This is a genomic window from Rhodococcus sp. 06-221-2, from assembly GCF_002258365.1.
Lineage (GTDB): Bacteria > Actinomycetota > Actinomycetes > Mycobacteriales > Mycobacteriaceae > Rhodococcoides > Rhodococcoides fascians.
The window spans coordinates 332,193-348,180 of sequence record NZ_NOYJ01000016.1 but is presented as its reverse complement, the minus strand read 5'-3'; the positions used below and the strand labels follow the sequence as shown (position 1 = coordinate 348,180).

12 protein-coding genes are annotated in these 15,988 nt (G+C 64.4%); 7 read left to right on the top strand and 5 right to left on the bottom strand.

The genetic code is table 11. From position 1 onward, the window contains the following. The first annotated feature begins 100 nt into the window (after positions 1-100). The 4 genes from CH281_RS09200 (at position 101) to CH281_RS09185 (ending at position 5,855) form a co-directional block, all read left to right on the top strand. On the top strand, positions 101-955 hold the full coding sequence (locus tag CH281_RS09200; protein WP_027494674.1) for an MIP/aquaporin family protein: 855 nt from the start codon (positions 101-103) through the stop codon (positions 953-955). Next, positions 952-2,469 (top strand): glycerol kinase GlpK, encoded by a 1,518-nt coding sequence (gene glpK, locus CH281_RS09195; protein WP_032367858.1) that lies wholly within the window; start codon positions 952-954, stop codon positions 2,467-2,469. The genes CH281_RS09200 and glpK overlap by 4 nt, the downstream gene beginning before the upstream one ends. Then, positions 2,466-4,172, top strand: a complete 1,707-nt coding sequence (locus CH281_RS09190; protein WP_032368695.1) for a glycerol-3-phosphate dehydrogenase/oxidase — start codon at positions 2,466-2,468, stop codon at positions 4,170-4,172. Before glpK ends, CH281_RS09190 begins: the two co-directional genes overlap by 4 nt. A gap of 168 nt (positions 4,173-4,340) precedes the next feature. Next, positions 4,341-5,855 (top strand): alkaline phosphatase D family protein, encoded by a 1,515-nt coding sequence (locus CH281_RS09185; RefSeq protein WP_094693857.1) that lies wholly within the window; start codon positions 4,341-4,343, stop codon positions 5,853-5,855. Between the two features lie 17 nt (positions 5,856-5,872). Here CH281_RS09185 and CH281_RS09180 read toward each other — a convergent pair whose 3' ends face one another. Beyond that, positions 5,873-6,430 (bottom strand): TetR/AcrR family transcriptional regulator, encoded by a 558-nt coding sequence (locus CH281_RS09180; protein WP_032367856.1) that lies wholly within the window; start codon positions 6,428-6,430, stop codon positions 5,873-5,875. Between the two features lie 103 nt (positions 6,431-6,533). On the opposite strand from CH281_RS09180, the gene CH281_RS09175 reads away from it, so the two are divergent. Next, positions 6,534-8,000, top strand: a complete 1,467-nt coding sequence (locus CH281_RS09175) for an FAD-dependent oxidoreductase (protein WP_094693854.1) — start codon at positions 6,534-6,536, stop codon at positions 7,998-8,000. Here CH281_RS09175 and glgX read toward each other — a convergent pair. Next, positions 7,931-9,973: a glycogen debranching protein GlgX gene (gene glgX, locus CH281_RS09170; RefSeq protein WP_094693852.1), complete on the bottom strand. Its 2,043-nt coding sequence runs from the start codon at positions 9,971-9,973 to the stop codon at positions 7,931-7,933. The genes CH281_RS09175 and glgX overlap by 70 nt on opposite strands. Positions 9,974-10,095: 122 nt before the next feature. On the opposite strand from glgX, the gene CH281_RS09165 reads away from it, so the two are divergent. Further along, positions 10,096-12,471, top strand: a complete 2,376-nt coding sequence (locus tag CH281_RS09165; RefSeq protein ID WP_032392879.1) for an ATP-binding protein — start codon at positions 10,096-10,098, stop codon at positions 12,469-12,471. An 8-nt stretch (positions 12,472-12,479) separates the two neighbouring features. On the opposite strand, the gene CH281_RS09160 is transcribed toward CH281_RS09165, so the two are convergent. Together CH281_RS09160 and CH281_RS09155 are read right to left on the bottom strand one after the other, a co-directional pair. Further along, complete coding sequence (locus CH281_RS09160; RefSeq protein WP_032367853.1) at positions 12,480-12,866, bottom strand: DUF5313 family protein; 387 nt, start codon at positions 12,864-12,866, stop codon at positions 12,480-12,482. Beyond that, positions 12,863-13,315: a MarR family winged helix-turn-helix transcriptional regulator gene (locus CH281_RS09155; protein ID WP_027494667.1), complete on the bottom strand. Its 453-nt coding sequence runs from the start codon at positions 13,313-13,315 to the stop codon at positions 12,863-12,865. Before CH281_RS09155 ends, CH281_RS09160 begins: the two co-directional genes overlap by 4 nt. 210 nt (positions 13,316-13,525) lie before the next feature. Here CH281_RS09155 and CH281_RS09150 point away from each other — a divergent pair, with 210 nt between their 5' ends. Beyond that, on the top strand, positions 13,526-14,512 hold the full coding sequence (locus CH281_RS09150) for an alpha/beta hydrolase (protein ID WP_027494666.1): 987 nt from the start codon (positions 13,526-13,528) through the stop codon (positions 14,510-14,512). 24 nt (positions 14,513-14,536) lie between these two features. On the opposite strand, the gene hglS is transcribed toward CH281_RS09150, so the two are convergent. Beyond that, positions 14,537-15,922, bottom strand: a complete 1,386-nt coding sequence (hglS, locus tag CH281_RS09145; RefSeq protein WP_256983417.1) for a 2-oxoadipate dioxygenase/decarboxylase — start codon at positions 15,920-15,922, stop codon at positions 14,537-14,539. Between the last annotated feature and the right edge of the window lie 66 nt (positions 15,923-15,988).

The following is a 15,988-nucleotide window of genomic DNA, read 5'->3' as shown; positions in this document are numbered from 1 at the left end:
TGCACATATGTGCATCAGCTGTGAAACGCAGTGCAGGCCGTCTACCGTGGCAAATGGCACGCAATGTGGCGTGTATCACTGACTGTGTGGAGGCTGGAAGATGGCACGTAAGGAACCGGAATGGGGGCTACCGGCGCACATGGCCGCGGAGTTCGCCGGAACCATGATTCTCATTCTGTTCGGTGTCGGCGTCGTCGCTCAGGTGGTCTCGGGTGGTGAGTCCGGCAGCCTCGGCGGTCACGACTCGATCGCCTGGGCGTGGGGGCTGGGCGTGATGTTCGGTATCTATGTCGCGGGCCGTATCACCGGCGCGCACCTCAATCCCGCGGTGACCATCACGTTCGCACTCTTCCGCGGATTCAGCTGGAAGATGGTTGCGCCGTACATTCTCGCGCAGACCGCAGGTGCCTTCGTGGCCGCGCTGCTGGTGCGCTGGAACTACAACGACATGATCAACGCGGTCGACCCAGGGCACACCACCGCCACCCAGACCATCTTCTCGACACTGCCCGGTAACGGGACACTGCCGGTGAGTGTGTCCTCGGCGCTGATCGACCAGATCATCGGTACCGCCATTCTGCTGTTCCTCATCGTGGCCGTGACCGATTCGCTCGGCACCGCACCGATGGCCAACATGGCTCCCCTGATCGTGGGCCTCATCGTCGTCGCCATCGGATTCGCCTGGGCCACCAACGCTGGCTACGCGATCAACCCGGCTCGAGATTTCGGACCTCGCCTGGCGTCGTACATCACGGGCTACGGTGGAGCGTGGCGAGATCAATACGGCGGCCTGTACTTCTGGGTGCCGATCGTCGGACCTCTCGTAGGTGGACCGATAGGAGTGTTCCTGTACGACCTGTTGATCGGGAAGAACCTACGCAAACAAGAAGGTTCGACGCCCGAGCCGCCATCACGACTCCCAGCAGACACCCAGACCACAGGAGAGAAGCCATGACCGAGTTCGCAGGAAAGTACGTCGCCGCGATCGATCAGGGAACCACGTCCTCACGCTGCATGATCTTCGATCACGCGGGCACCGTCGTCGCCGTCGATCAGAAGGAACACCAGCAGATCTTCCCGCAGGCCGGTTGGGTCGAGCACGACGCGTCGGAGATCTGGGACAACGTGCGCGCCGTCGCGGCCGGTGCCATGGCCGCAGCGGATCTGACGCGCGAGGACATCGCCGCAGTCGGTATCACCAACCAGCGTGAGACGGCACTGGTGTGGGATCGCGAGACGGGCAAGCCGATCTACAACGCCATCGTCTGGCAGGACACCCGTACCGACCGCATCGCGACCGCACTCGGCGGCGGCGATGCCAACAAGTACACCGCCAAGACCGGTCTCCCGTTGGCCACCTACTTCTCCGGGCCGAAGATCAAGTGGATTCTGGACAACGTCGACGGTGCACGGGCCAAAGCCGAAGCAGGAGAGCTGTGTTTCGGCAACATGGACACCTGGGTGCTGTGGAACATGACCGGGGGAACCGACGGCGGATTGCACTACACCGATCCGACCAACGCCTCGCGCACGCTGTTGATGGATCTCGACACCCTGCAGTGGGACGAGGGCATCTGCGCCGACATGGGCATTCCGATGTCGATGCTGCCCGAGATCAGGTCGAGTTCCGAGGTGTACGGAACGGGCCGTGAACGCGGACCGTTCCGCGGTGTGCCGATCTCCGGAATTCTGGGCGACCAGCAGGCGGCCACGTTCGGACAGGCCTGCCTGTCTCCCGGTGAGGCCAAGAACACTTACGGCACAGGCAATTTCGTGCTGCTCAACACCGGCACCGAGAAGGTCATGAGCAAGAACGGCCTGCTCACCACCGTCTGCTACAAGATCGGCGACCAGCCGACGGTGTACGCGCTCGAAGGCTCGATCGCGGTGACGGGTTCGCTCGTGCAGTGGCTGCGGGACAACCTCGGCATGATCTCCTCGGCTGCGGACATCGAGACCGACGCGCGTTCGGTGGACGACAACGGCGGCGCGTACTTCGTGCCCGCGTTCTCGGGTCTGTTCGCTCCGCACTGGCGTGCCGATGCTCGCGGTGCCATCGTGGGATTGACGCGATTCGTCAACAAGGGCCACCTGGCCCGTGCCGTACTCGAAGCCACTGCGTACCAGACGCGTGAGGTCATCGAGGCCATGAACGCCGACTCCGGCGTCGACCTCGAGGTGCTCAAGGTCGACGGCGGAATGGTCGTCAACGAACTGTTGATGCAGTTCCAGTCCGACATCCTGAACGTCGACGTGGTGCGGCCCGTCGTAGCCGAAACCACCGCTCTCGGAGCGGCATACGCGGCAGGCCTCGCCGTCGGGTACTGGGCGAGCGAGGACGACATTCGCCAGAACTGGGCCGAGGACAAGACATGGACACCGTCCATGGACGAAGACCAGCGGGCAAAGCTGTACGCCGGCTGGAAGAAGGCAGTGACACGTACTCTCGATTGGGTTGATGAAGAATGAGTTCCACCACAACGGCTTTGAGTCCAACCGCGCGCGCCGAGGCGATCGCACGGATGGAAGCCGAAGAGCTGGACATCCTGGTGATCGGCGGCGGCGTCGTCGGCGCGGGAACGGCTCTCGACGCGGTGACGCGTGGTCTGAAGGTCGGACTGCTCGAAGCACGCGACTATGCGGCCGGCACGTCCAGTCGCTCGAGCAAGCTGTTCCACGGCGGTCTGCGGTACCTCGAACAGTTCAACTTCTCGCTGGTGTTCGAGGCCCTCAAAGAGCGCTCGCTCGTGCTGAACACGTTGTGCCCGCACCTCGCTCGGCCGGTCCCGTTCATCTATCCGCTCGAAAAGGTGATCGACCGTCCGTACGTGGGGCTCGGCATCGGCGTGTACGACGTCATGGGTGCCGGACGCGGCGTCCCGAGTCATCACAAGCATCTCGGTAAGAAGAAGACGCTCGAATCCTTCCCTTCCGGTAAGCGGTCGGCGATTCGCGGTGCGGTGAAGTTCTACGAGGGCCAGGTCGATGACGCTCGGCACACGATGATGATTGCGCGGACCGCAGCCGCCTATGGTGCGTTGTGCGCCAACAGCACTCGCGTCACGGGCTTTCTTCGGGAGGACGACAAGGTCGTCGGTGTCGTGGCGAGCGATCTGGAAACGGGTCGTTCGTTCGAGGTGCGTGCCAAGCAGGTCATCAACGCCGCGGGTGTGTGGACCGACGAGGTCCAGCAGATGGTCGGCGGGCGTGGACAGTTCCAGGTTCGCGCATCCAAGGGCGTGCACCTGGTGGTGCCCCGCAACCGCATCAACAGCGCCACGGGCATCATCACGCGCACCGAGAAGAGCCTGCTCTTCGTCATCCCGTGGGGAAGCCATTGGATCATCGGCACCACCGATACCGACTGGAAGCTCGATCTCGCTCACCCGGCCGCGAGCCAGAGCGACATCGACTACATCCTGGGGCACGTGAACAAGCTGCTGGCCGATCCACTGGACCGCGCCGATGTCGTCGGGGTCTACGCAGGTCTGCGGCCGTTGCTGTTCGGAGAATCCGACTCCACCAGCACGCTCTCCCGCGAGCATGCGGTGTCCAGCCCGGTGCGAGGACTGACCGTCATTGCCGGTGGCAAGTACACCACCTACCGCGTGATGGCCAAGGACGCAGTGGATGCCGCGGTGCACGGGCTCGAACGCACAGTGCCCAAGTGTGTCACCGAGAACATCCCACTCGTCGGGGCCGACGGCTACCTCGGGGCGTACAACTCCCGCAATCTGACGGCCGAACGTACCGGCATGCGGGTCTCACGCGTCGAGCATCTGTTGGGTCGGTACGGCACCCTGATGGGTGAGGTGCTGGATCTGATCGACGCCGATCCCGAACTTGGTGAGCCTCTCGACAGCGCACCGGAGTACCTCAAGGCAGAGGTCGTCTATGCCGCGAGTCATGAAGGCGCCCAGCATCTCGAGGACATCCTGACCCGGCGGACCCGTATCTCCATCGAGGTTCCCGATCGTGGTGAAGCAGCAGCCGAGGAAGTGGCTCGGCTGGTGGCTCCGATTCTGGGCTGGGACGATCAGCACCGGGCCGAGGAGATCGAGCACTACCGTCTTCGTGTTCTGGCAGAACGGGATTCACAGCAACAGCCCGACGACGAGACCGCCGACGCGGCCAGGCTCGGGGCACCGGACGTGCGCGCCGGGGTGAGCTGACGCCTCACAGCGGTTCGGTGAGGTAGCGCCGCAGGGTCGGGATCGGTGGTTGTGTTTTCCGATCCTCCGGCCGCGTTCCTCATCGGACTGCGTGACGAGTTGTGGCGGAAATCGTCTGTCTTCCTGGGCGCTACGGGCCGTTCATGTCGATGCTGGACGGTGGAGGGTATGCAGCTCACCCGTCGATCCCTCCTCAGATATGCCGCTCTCGGTGCCGCTGCCACGCCCGTGCTGGCGTGCAGCCCGGCGTTGGTTCGCACCCGGCCGATGCTGACACACGGCGTCGCCAGCGGTGATGTGCGTGCCGACGGAGCGCTGGTGTGGGCACGTTCCGATACTCCGGCGACGATGATCGTCGACACGTCCGCGACCGACTCGTTCTCCTCGGTGACGACGATGCGCGGGCCACTGCTGACCCCGCAGTCGGACGGCACGGGAGTGCTGCGCCTGACCGGATTGCCTGCGGGACAGAAGGTTCATTATCGGGTCACGCTCGAGGGCGAGGACGGCGCGACGTCGGAACCCGTCACCGGAATGTTCTCCACAGCTCCTGACGGCCCATCCGACATCCGCCTGTTGTGGGGTGGCGACACCGCAGGCCAGGGTTACGGCATCAACCCCGACATCGGCGGTATGACGGTCTTCTCGGCGATGGCCGACAGGCAGCCGGATCTGTTCCTGCACAGCGGCGATGTCATCTATGCGGACGGCCCGCTCGAGGAGCGCGTGACACTTCCCGACGGTCGAATCTGGCGAAACACCATGAGCGAGGCCAAGTCCAAGGTCGCCGAGACGCTCGAGGAGTACCGCGGCCAGTACGCCTACAATCTCACCGACGACAACTACCGCCGCTTCAATTCGTCTGTCGCTCAGATGGTCCAGTGGGACGATCACGAAACCGTCAACAACTGGTATCCCGGTGAGATCCTCGACCTGGAGCAATACACGGTGAAGGATGTGGACCTGCTGTCGCAGAGAGCGTTGCAGGCGTTTCACGAGTGGTTGCCCATCGCGCCCACAGAAGCCGTCGACGGCCGGGTGTACCGCAAGATCGCCTACGGGCCGCTGCTCGACGTCTTCGTCCTCGACATGCGCACGTACAAGGATGCGAACGGTGCGAACACCGCTGCGTCAGGGGAGATCCTCGGCTCGGCGCAGCGTCAGTGGTTGATCGACGAGCTGTCCCGCTCCACCGCGACGTGGAAGATCATCGCGAACGACCTGCCCCTCGGACTCGTCGTTCCTGATGGGAAGGTCGCGCAGGAAGGCGTCGGCAACGGCGACCCCGGTGCGCCGTTGGGCCGTGAGACCGACATCGCGCAGGTGCTCACCGCGATCGACCGGAACGACGTCACCGGCACCGTCTGGCTCACCGCCGACGTGCATTACACAGCAGCGCATCACTATTCGCCGGAGCGGGCGGCCTACCAGGAATTTCGCGAGTTCTGGGAATTCGTCAGTGGGCCGCTCAACGCCGGCGCGTTCGGCCCCAACGACTTGGACGGCACCTTCGGCCCGGAGGCAGTGTTCGTGCACGCGCCACCAGAACCGAACGCGTCGCCACTCGACGCGTTTCAGCATTTCGGTGAAGTGCTCATCGACGGGGACTCGCGCGATCTGACCGTCAACCTCTGCGACGCGACCGGGGCCGTGCTGTTCACGAAGGTACTGCCTGCCGCCTGATCGCTCGGGTCCGTCGGTCACAGAGGTTCGGTGAGATAGCGCCGCAGCGTCGGCCCCACCCACCGAACCAGCTGATCGTGGCTCATGTCGACCAGTGGTGGAATGGTCAGCACGTAGCGAGCAAAGACCAGACCGAGTATCTGAGATCCGACGAGCGCCGCGCGCTCGTCGTGCCGGTCCACCGCGATGGCGGCCAGAGCGGGCGCTACCTGTGTGGCGAACACCTGTTGCATCGTCGACGCTGCCGCCGCGTTCGTGGCCGCAGCGCGCATCAGGGCGAGGAAGGTCCCGTCCTCCTCCCAGACCTGGAAGAACCTGGGCATCAACACTTCTGCAATGTCGTCGAGCGCAATTGCGGTGAGATCCGGAAGATCGAGCTCGAACGTCGCGGCCTCGGCGAACAACGCTTCCTTGGTTCGGAAGTATCGGACGACCATCGCCGCGTCGACGCCGGCGACGGCAGCTACCGATCGCATCGTCGTGCGGTCGTAGCCGTCGGCAGCGAACTGCGCGCGGGCCGCGTCGAGAATGCGGGTGCGCGTGGCGGATGCGGATCGGAGGGGTCTGTCGGCCATGTACGTACTCTAAGTCAACGACCGTTGACCGCTGCGCTCGACGGGTCTATCGTCGGAAGTCAACAACTGTTGACCGTAAAATCGAAAGCCTCGGGAGCGCGCCATGAATCAGTCGGATGTCCTCGTCGTCGGAGCCGGGCCTGCCGGTTGCATGCTGGCCGGCGAACTGGCCCGGTCCGGTCGGTCGGTGACGGTGCTGGAGAAGCATGCCGCGCTCTCGCCGTTGTCGCGAGCCTTCGGCGTGCACGCACGCACCCTCGAGATTCTCGACAGCCGAGGGTTGGCGGATGCGGTGCTGACGACGGGCATTCGTGCCTCGGGCCTGAAACTGTGGAATGGACTGGAGCTCGATCTCGGTGTGCTCCCGTCGTCGTTCCCCTTCCTCCTGGTCACACCTCAGAGCAACGTCGACGGTGTGCTCGAATCGCATGCACGTGATCACGGTGCCCGCATCCTGCGCGGGGTGACGGTGAGCGGCCTGGTGCAGGGCAGCAACGGTGTGACCGTGCACGGCCAGGACGCCGACGGCCGCGAACAGCAGTGGACGGCCCGGTACGTGGTGGCTGCCGACGGAGTGCACAGCACCGTACGCACCGCAATCCGTATGGACTTTCCCGGCAGGAAATTGCTTCGCTCCATCATGCTGGCGGACGTGCGGCTGACGGACCCGCCCAACGGTCTGATCAACGTCGACGCAGGTAGGGATTGTTTTGCATTCGTGGCGCCGTTCGGAGACGGGTGGTTCCGCGTCATAGCCTGGGATCGCACGGATGATGCCGCGGAAAGCGATCCGGTCGACGAATCGACGCTGCGCGGAGTCCTGCACCGTGCATTCGGCACCGACTACGGCTGGAGCGAGATTCGCTGGAGCTCGCGATTCTCCTGCGACGAACGGCAGGTATCGCGATATCGAGAGGGCCGGGTCTTTCTGGTCGGCGATGCGGCGCATGTGCATTCACCTGCCGGCGGGCAGGGAATGAACACCGGTATCCAGGACGCGATGAACCTCGGCTGGAAACTGGCGGCCGTTCTGAACGGTGCCGACGAGTCGCTCCTCGACACCTACCACGACGAACGTCATCCGGTGGGGCGGATGGTCGTGCGCAGCAGCGGCGCGACAATCCGAATGTTGTTGCTGCGCTCGGCGATTGCACGCTCGGTACGCAACACTATCTCGGCTCGGGTGCTTCGGCGACCACGGGCCGTCGGCAAGATTGCCGGCATGTTCTCCGGCATCGGGATCTCGTACGGTCACCGGCGCGGCGAGCACCCGTTGGTAGGCACCCGAGCCGTGCAGATTCCGCTGACCGAGGGCACGGTCACCAGTGCACTGCGCGAGGCTTCGTTCCTGATCATCGGCGAAAACGACTGCAAGCGAACGGGCATCGTCCGCCGTACCGACAGCGGCCCCGCCGTCCTCGTCCGGCCCGACGGATACATCGCGTGGGCCGGACGCTCCGAATCGGAGGAGTGGCTACAGATTCTCGAACAACGGACCGATCAGCCCTGCAGCAACGTGAACGAATGCTCGCGAATCAGAATGGACGGTCCGCCCGCCTCGTACGCCTGATCCGGATCACTCGACGTCGACTGACTCCACTTGCCCTCCGGCAGCGTGAATTCGACTGTCGCAGGTGAGGCGTTGACCATCCAGGCGAACGCCGCGTCTCCCTCGCCCGCACGCATCAGGATGAGAATGCTGTGCGCGTTTCCGTCCGACCAATCCTCGTCGATCAGTTTCTGACCGTCGGCGCGGTAGAAGTCGACCGTATCGGGTCCTGCCCCGTCCTCCTCGGAATCGCTGTCGTGCCGGAACCAGGTGGGACGCAACGCCGGATGCTCGTCGCGCAGCGAGATCAGGTGGGTGGTGAAGTCGACGAGATCCTGATCGACCGTGCTCCAGTCGAACCAGGAGACCTCGTTGTCCTGGCAGTACGCGTTGTTGTTGCCGTTCTGCGTTCGGCCCAGTTCGTCGCCGCCGAGGATCATCGGGACGCCGGCCGAAAGGAGCAGTGTGGCAAGGTGATTACGCTGCTGGCGGGCGCGGAGTGCGTTGACACCCTCGTCGTCGGTCGGGCCCTCGGCACCACATCCCCACGAACGGTTGTCGGATTCGCCGTCCTGGCTGTCCTCGCCGTTCTCCTCGTTGTGCTTCTCGTCGTAGGAGTTGAGGTCGGCCAGGGTGAAGCCGTCGTGGGCGGTGATGAAGTTGACACTCGCCAAGGTTGGGCGCCGGGTGCTCTCGTACACGTCGGGGCTGCCGGTGACACGTTGCGCAAGAGCAGACAACGCGCCGTCCTCGCCGCGCCAGAAGTCACGAACGTCGTCGCGGAACTTACCGTTCCACTCCGACCACCGGGCCGGGAACCCGCCCACCTGGTAGCCCTGGGTGTCCCATGGCTCGGCGATGAGTTTGACCGGCGCGAGCGTCGGATCCTGGTGTACGAGATCGAGGAACGCGCTGTGGACATCGAGGCCGGAGTCCTGACGGGTGAGGGTGCTCGCGAGATCGAAACGGAATCCGTCGACGTGCATCTCCGTGACCCAGTACCGCAGCGAGTCCATGATCAGGCCCAGCGCCGCGGGATGTCCGACGTTGAGGCTGTTGCCGGTGCCGGTGGTGTCGTAGTAGGCGCTGCGGTCGTCGTCGACGAGTCGGTAGTGCGAGCCGTTGTCGATTCCTTTGAGCGACAACGTCGGTCCCAGGTGGTTGCCCTCGGCTGTGTGGTTGTAGACGACGTCGAGGATGACCTCGATACCGGCCTCGTGCATCGCCTTGACCAGTGCCTTGAATTCGTCCACCTGGCCGCCGGTGTCGCCGGTGCTGGCGTACTCGTTGTGCGGGGCGAAGAAGCCGATGGAGTTGTAGCCCCAGTAGTTTCGGCGGCCCTCTTCGAGCAGGTGCGAATCCTGGACGAACTGGTGGATGGGCAGCAGCTCCACTGCGGTGACGCCGATACGCTTCAGGTGCGCGATCGCGGCGGGGTGGGCCAGCCCGGCGTATGTTCCTCGAATGTCCTCGGGAACATCGGGATTGGTGGCGGTGAAGCCCTTCACGTGGACCTCGTAGACGACGGTGCGGTCCAGCGGAGTGCGCGGTGCCTCGTCGCCGGTCCAATCGAAGTTCGATTGCACTGCAACGGAATACGGCATGTGCGGTGCGGAGTCCTCGTCGTTGCGGGTCTCCGGCTCTGCATGCAGATGCGAGAACACCGACTCGTTCCAGTCGACCTGGCCGGTGACGGCCGTGGCGTACGGGTCGAGCAGTAGCTTCGCCGGGTTGTGACGCAGTCCCGAGGCGGGATCCCACGGGCCGTCGACGCGGAGACCGTATCGCGTTCCCGGCGTGACATCGGGCACCAGATCGTGGAAGACGTGACCGGTGCGAAGCGTCAACGGTGTTGTACTGCGCTCTGTTCCGTCGTCGTTCATCACGACGACGGACACCGAGTCGGCTGTTTCGGAGTAGACGGCGAGGTTGGCACCGTCGTCGGACAGACGCGAGACGCCCAGGGGATACGGGAGACTGGATGAGGTGGGCATGAGCGGTCGATTACCCCCGGCGCAGGTGAGCGAAACGCTTGCCCACCTGGCGCTCGGATAGAATCGACGAGGAGTTTGCGCCCGTCCTTGACCTACGGCCGCATGTGACTAAGGACGAGGCCATGAATCCCGCAGTACCCGATCCCGGTTCGGCTCGGCTCGACGAGCTGTTTCCCGGTGACAATGCCACCGAGGCTCGGTTTCGCGAGCTGGATTGGAGCTCCACGGAGCTGGGACCGGTGGAGCAATGGCCGTACGAATTGATCGCGGCCATCCGCACGGTCATGCCGTCGACCATCCCGATGTTGATCTGGTGGGGGCCGCACCTGGTCCAGATCTTCAACCACTCGTACACCGATTTTCTCGGTGACAAGTTTCCCGCCGCCGCAGCGCAGCCGGCCAGGGACTGCTGGGCAGAGATCTGGGACGAGATCGGCGCATTGGCTCATCAGGTCGTCGACGGCGGCACTGCGGTGCACGGTGCTCGCCAACGGTTCATGATGAATCGGTACGGGTTCCTCGAAGAGACGTACTGGACATTCTCGTACAGTCCGATTCACGGCCCCGAGCGCGCGGTCCTCGGCGTGTTCGTCGCGACGTCGGAGGTCACCCAACAGCTGCTCGGCGAACGCCGCATGCAGGCGTTGCTGAGTCTGGGCACGCTGACGGGCAACGACACCGACGGTGCCGTGGATATCTGCCGTGCGGCAGTGGGCGTGCTCGCGGCCGAAGCATCGGAGTTTCCCCTCGTCGCCGGTTACCTCCGCGAAGATCTGAATGCGGACGGCCCGGTGGAGTGTGTCGTGACCGGCGGCGACGCCGGGTACCAGGCTGCGACGTGGGAGTGCGCCGACATCTCTCGAGTTGCCGACGGTACGGTCGCCTGCGCGACCGTGCAGGTGGACGGCAACGTTCCGCAGGCCGTCGTCGTGCCGTTGACGATGGCCGGTCGGGTACAGCCGGTCGGGGCGCTGTTGATCGGAGTGAGCAGCCATCGGGTGATCGACGATGCCTTCACCTCGTTCTGCGTCGTCGTCGCCGAACGCCTGTCCACCGCACTGACGGCCTCGCACGCGTTCGAGATGGAGCGCAGCCGGGTGGCCGCCTTGGCCGACGCCGATGCTGCGAAGACTCGGCTGCTCGAGAACGTCGGGCACGAATTCCGCACCCCGCTGACGTTGCTGACGGGCCCGCTCGATTCGGTACGCGAGAACGCTGCTTCGGTGCTGGACGCGAACGACCGCGAATCACTCGACGTCGTTCATCGCGCGTCGATGCGGCTGCGCAGGTTGGTGGACGACCTGCTCGACATCGTCAACGCCGAGGCCGGCCGACTCGTCTCTCGACCCGAGCCGGTGAACCTCGGCTCGGTGACACGCGATTGCGCGACGATGTTCTCGGCCGTCGCGTCGGCGCAGGGGCTCGAGCTCGTCGTGGATGCGGCCGAGGACGTCGTGGTCCTGACCGACGCCGAAATGTGGTCGAAGGTGGTATTCAACCTCGTCGCCAACGCCGTCAAGTACACCCCGGCCGGACGGGTGTCGGTTCGTTTGGTCGCGGACGAGACCACCGTTCGGCTCGTGGTCGCAGACACCGGACTGGGAATTCCGGCCGAGGACCTGCCTCGAATCTTCGACCGGTTCCACCGCGTCGAGAGAGAAGGCGCGCACAGCATCGAAGGGTCCGGAATCGGGCTTGCCCTGGTGACGGACTTGCTGACCGCCTTGAACGGGCGCATCGACGTCGACAGCGACGTGGGCCGGGGGACTACCTTCACCGTGCAGGTGCCGCGGTTGCCCGCAGAAGCTGCCGCTGTCGATCGACCCGGCGCTCCGGCCGATCCGATCTCGGCGATCTTCCCCTCGATCGAGCCCGTTCCCGAGACGACCGATCGCGCCGACGTCCTGCTCGTCGAGGACAACGTCGACATGCGCAACTACCTCGCGCGCCTGCTGACCGACGAAGGGTGGTCCGTCTCGACAGCGGGGGACATCGAGACCGCTCTCGATCGTGCCCGAGCGATGCTGCCGGGGCTCGTGCTCTCCGATGTCATGCTGCCGGGGCGCAGTGGTCTCGATCTGGTGGACGACATCCGCGGCGACGCCGATTTGAGGCGAGTACCGGTCATCTTGCTGACCGCTCGTGCGGGAACCGACTTTGTGCTCGACGGACTCGGACGCGGTGCCGACGATTACATCGTCAAGCCGTTCCACGACCGAGAACTCGTCGCGCGCGTTCGCGTGCACCTCGAACTGTCACGGATGCGCGAGCAGCTGATCGCGGAGAGCGGCAATCAGGCCGCAACACTGCGTACGGCGCTCGAGACCCGCGGCACGATCGGCCGAGCCGTCGGCATCCTCATGTCGGTGTACCGCATCGACGCGGACGCCGCGTTCACGCAATTGACCGAACTCTCACAGAACACCAACCGCAAGACGCGGGATCTGGCCGTCATGATCGCCGACGACTTCACCGCCGGCCTCGCCCGCGAGCACTGACCGGCCGGTCAGTGGTTGCGGCGGTAGTTCTCGCGTTCGCGTTCGAGTTCCGCCGTCTTCTTCTCGCTCTTCAGATCGGCGGGCAGTCCGTGAATCTCGAGACGACGAGCGCGGTTCTGGTCCATGTATGCGGCGGTGTAGAACAGCGCGAGCAGCAGGGCCAACAGGACCATCGAGGCACGTAACCAGATCGCGCCGGGAAAGAGCACGAAGAACCCGATGAAGATGGGCAGGAACGGGATCATCGAGCGCAGGATGTGACGCGGTGTCGCGCCGGGGCCGACGAGGTCGCGTCGAACCCAATCCTGCATCGAGTCGGGGAGTTTGCGGCCCAGGACGGCGTAGCCCAACCATTGGCCGGCGTTCGGACGGGTGCGCTGGGGTCGTGCGCTCATGTCAGTGCTCCTGCTGCGATCGCCGCGTCGTTGACGCGAGTGAGGACGCGGCGCAACTGCTCCAGTTCGTCGAGTGACGCACCGAGTCTCGCCACGACCGCGGATGGAATCTTTTCGGCTTCGGCGCGGAGAGCGGCTCCGGCGGGGGTGAGGGATACGAGCAGAATGCGCTCGTCTTCCGTGCTGCGTGTGCGAGTGAGCAGGCCCATCGATTCCAGACGCTTCAGCAGCGGGGACAGGGTGGGCGAGTCGAGTTGCAGCGCTGAGCCGATCGCTTTGACCGACATCGGCGACTCGCCCCACAAGGCCAACATCACGAGATACTGCGGATGGGTCAGGCCCATCGGTTCGAGCAACGGGCGATACACCGACAGCACAGCCCGGTTGGTGACGGCCAGGGCGAAGCAGACCTGGCGATCGAGCGCGAGTGGATCCTCGGTGGTGGTCACGATGGCCAGAGTAGCAGAATTGATTAGTGCACGAATTGTTCGTGTGCGACTCAAGGGACTAAAGAGGGCGGAGGTACAGGTTCGCCACCTCGATCGGGTATCGAGTCTGCGTCAGTGGTGAAAGTTTGCCCACAACGTGTTACCGGGCGCGCAATTGTGCAATGCTGCACCTCGATTCACCCTTACCGTGATAATCCCGAGAGGATCGCCATGCGTCGCCGACGCATCTCCACCACTGTCTTCGTCGCAGCGTTGTCCCTGTCGATCGCCTCGGGAGGTATCGCATCCGCCGAGCCGGCTGCCCCCTCCGCCCGCATCGTCGACACCGTCCTGACATCCGACACGCTGCGCACGCTGAAGGTCGACTCACCCGCTATGGGGGCCGTCGTCGAAGTGCAGGTGCTCACACCCGCGGCGAAAAGCGGACCGCGTCCGACGCTGTACATGCTCAGCGGCATCGGCGAAGAAGATCCGCACAACAGCATGTGGTTGCGGAAGGGGCAGGCAGCGGAGTTCTTCGCCGACAAGAACGTCAACGTCGTCCTGCCGTTGGCCGGGCCAGGCAGCTTCTACACCGACTGGCAGCGCGACGACCCGAAACTCGGCCGGTACCAGTGGGAAACGTTTCTCACCGAGGAACTGCCTCCGCTGATCGACGCCGCCGTGGATGGCAACGGCCGCAACGCGATCGCCGGACTGTCGATGGGCGCACAATCGGCGATGATGCTGGCCGCACGTAACCCGGATGTGTACTCCGGCGTGGCGTCGTACAGCGGCTGCTTCGCGTCCGCCGAACCGTTGGGCCAGGCCAGTATTCGAGCCATCGTCGGAGCATTCGGCGGCAATGCCGACAACATGTGGGGCGGACCCTTCGATCCTGCGTGGGCCGAACATGATTCGGTGGCCAATGCCGAAAGTCTGCGCGGTACCGATGTCTACGTGTCGGTGGGAACCGGCGCTCCCGGACGTCACGAAAGCTTCGACACTGCAGCGGGATGGGACAGGGTGGTGGTCGGTGGCCTCATCGAGGTCGGGTCCAACTACTGCACACACCGACTCGCGGATCGGCTCGGCCAGTTGAACATTCCTGCAACGTTCGACTTCACCGAGACCGGAACGCACTCGTGGCCGTACTGGGTGGAGCAGCTACCGAAGAGTTGGCCGACCCTCGCCGGATCCCTCGGTATCTCGGGCTGATACTCGGTATCTCGGGCCGATTGCTCAGTGGGTCCATGGGCAGTCGAGAGGCTTCGTCAGGCCGAGGTGCTTCTCGACTAGCGTCACCGACTGGTCTCGGAGGCGGTCGTAGATCCGGTACGGGTCGTGCAGGGTCCGTCCCAGAACGCTTTCCATCGCCTCCGCATCGAAGGCTGCCGCGGTATTGTCGGAATTGCGGGTGCCGTCGGATTCGAGATTGGACCTGAAGATGCCCGCCGCCGACTTGGGTAGGAAGTCCTCGTACACGATCGGGTCGGCCGCGAGAACACCCGACCTGACCAGTTCGACGAGGCCACCGTCCCGGTCTGCAGCGGACGGGTTGGTCCCAGTGACTCGAAAGGTGAAGTAGGCGAGGTCTTCTGCCATCCACTGTGTCTCGTCGCCCGGCACCAGCGACGACCACAGTGCGGACGCGTCCTCGGGTTCCTCGGTATCGAGTCGATCCAGATACTCGTCGTAGCGACGTCGTCCGAGTGCGGTAGCTGCCGCGCCCCTGGCTTCGACCTCGCCGAACCGCACCCGTAGATGGCCGGGTTCGACGTTGCCGTTCTCGTCGAGAAACATCCGCTGCTCGTCCAGCGCTCGGAACGACGTCTGGCGCAACAACAATCCAGGACCGGACGTACGAGGAGGCCCCTGGATGGTGTCGATCATTGCCACCCCGCGCTCTCCCATACGGCGATGCAGAAGATCGATGTCCAGAACCCTCGGTGTCAGATGGTTGATGTGGGTGGAGGAGACACCACCGATGTCGGCGGCTACCGCCGAGACTGCCTCGAGTTCGCGATACCACGCTCTGTCGACAGGGTCGGTCGACAACGCGAACGCCGCCGTCGCGAGGTCCAGAAAGGTAGCGGACTCCTCCGCTGCGAGGCCGTTGTCCCTCTCGCACGTGGCTGCCAGCTCGAGCAGTAGCGGAGGGAACAGTGTTCTGCGGTCGAGGAATTCCGTCAGGCGACGGCCGAGATCCGGGTCGAAGAACCGTCGATCCGACGCCACCAGCATCGAGGTGAAGATCCGGAACGGGTTGATCGCCAGCTCGGCCGGATCGATCGGCCGGAACGCTGTCGACACCACCGGAATCGAACTCGACGCAGTGTCACGCAGATCGTAGAAACCCACCGGATACATGCCCATGGCACCGAATATCAGTGCCACCTGCGACATCTCACGTGCATTGCCGACACGAATGGCCCCGTGTCGCTCGGCGGTGACGCGATCGATGGAGCCGAAACGTTCCGCATCGGCACCGCTGGTGCGCATCGTCTCGGCATTGATCGACGCGGTGACATCCAACAGCGTCGTGTACGCGGGAACCTCCCGCCCGTACAGAGCCGACAGACGAAGGGCGAACTGCGCTCGCAATTGCGTCGGTGTCACGTTCACCACCTCATACTGCGCCTTTCGGTGCCGGCACGGAACCCGTTCGGCTGCCTGCTGCACTCTCGCGACTGT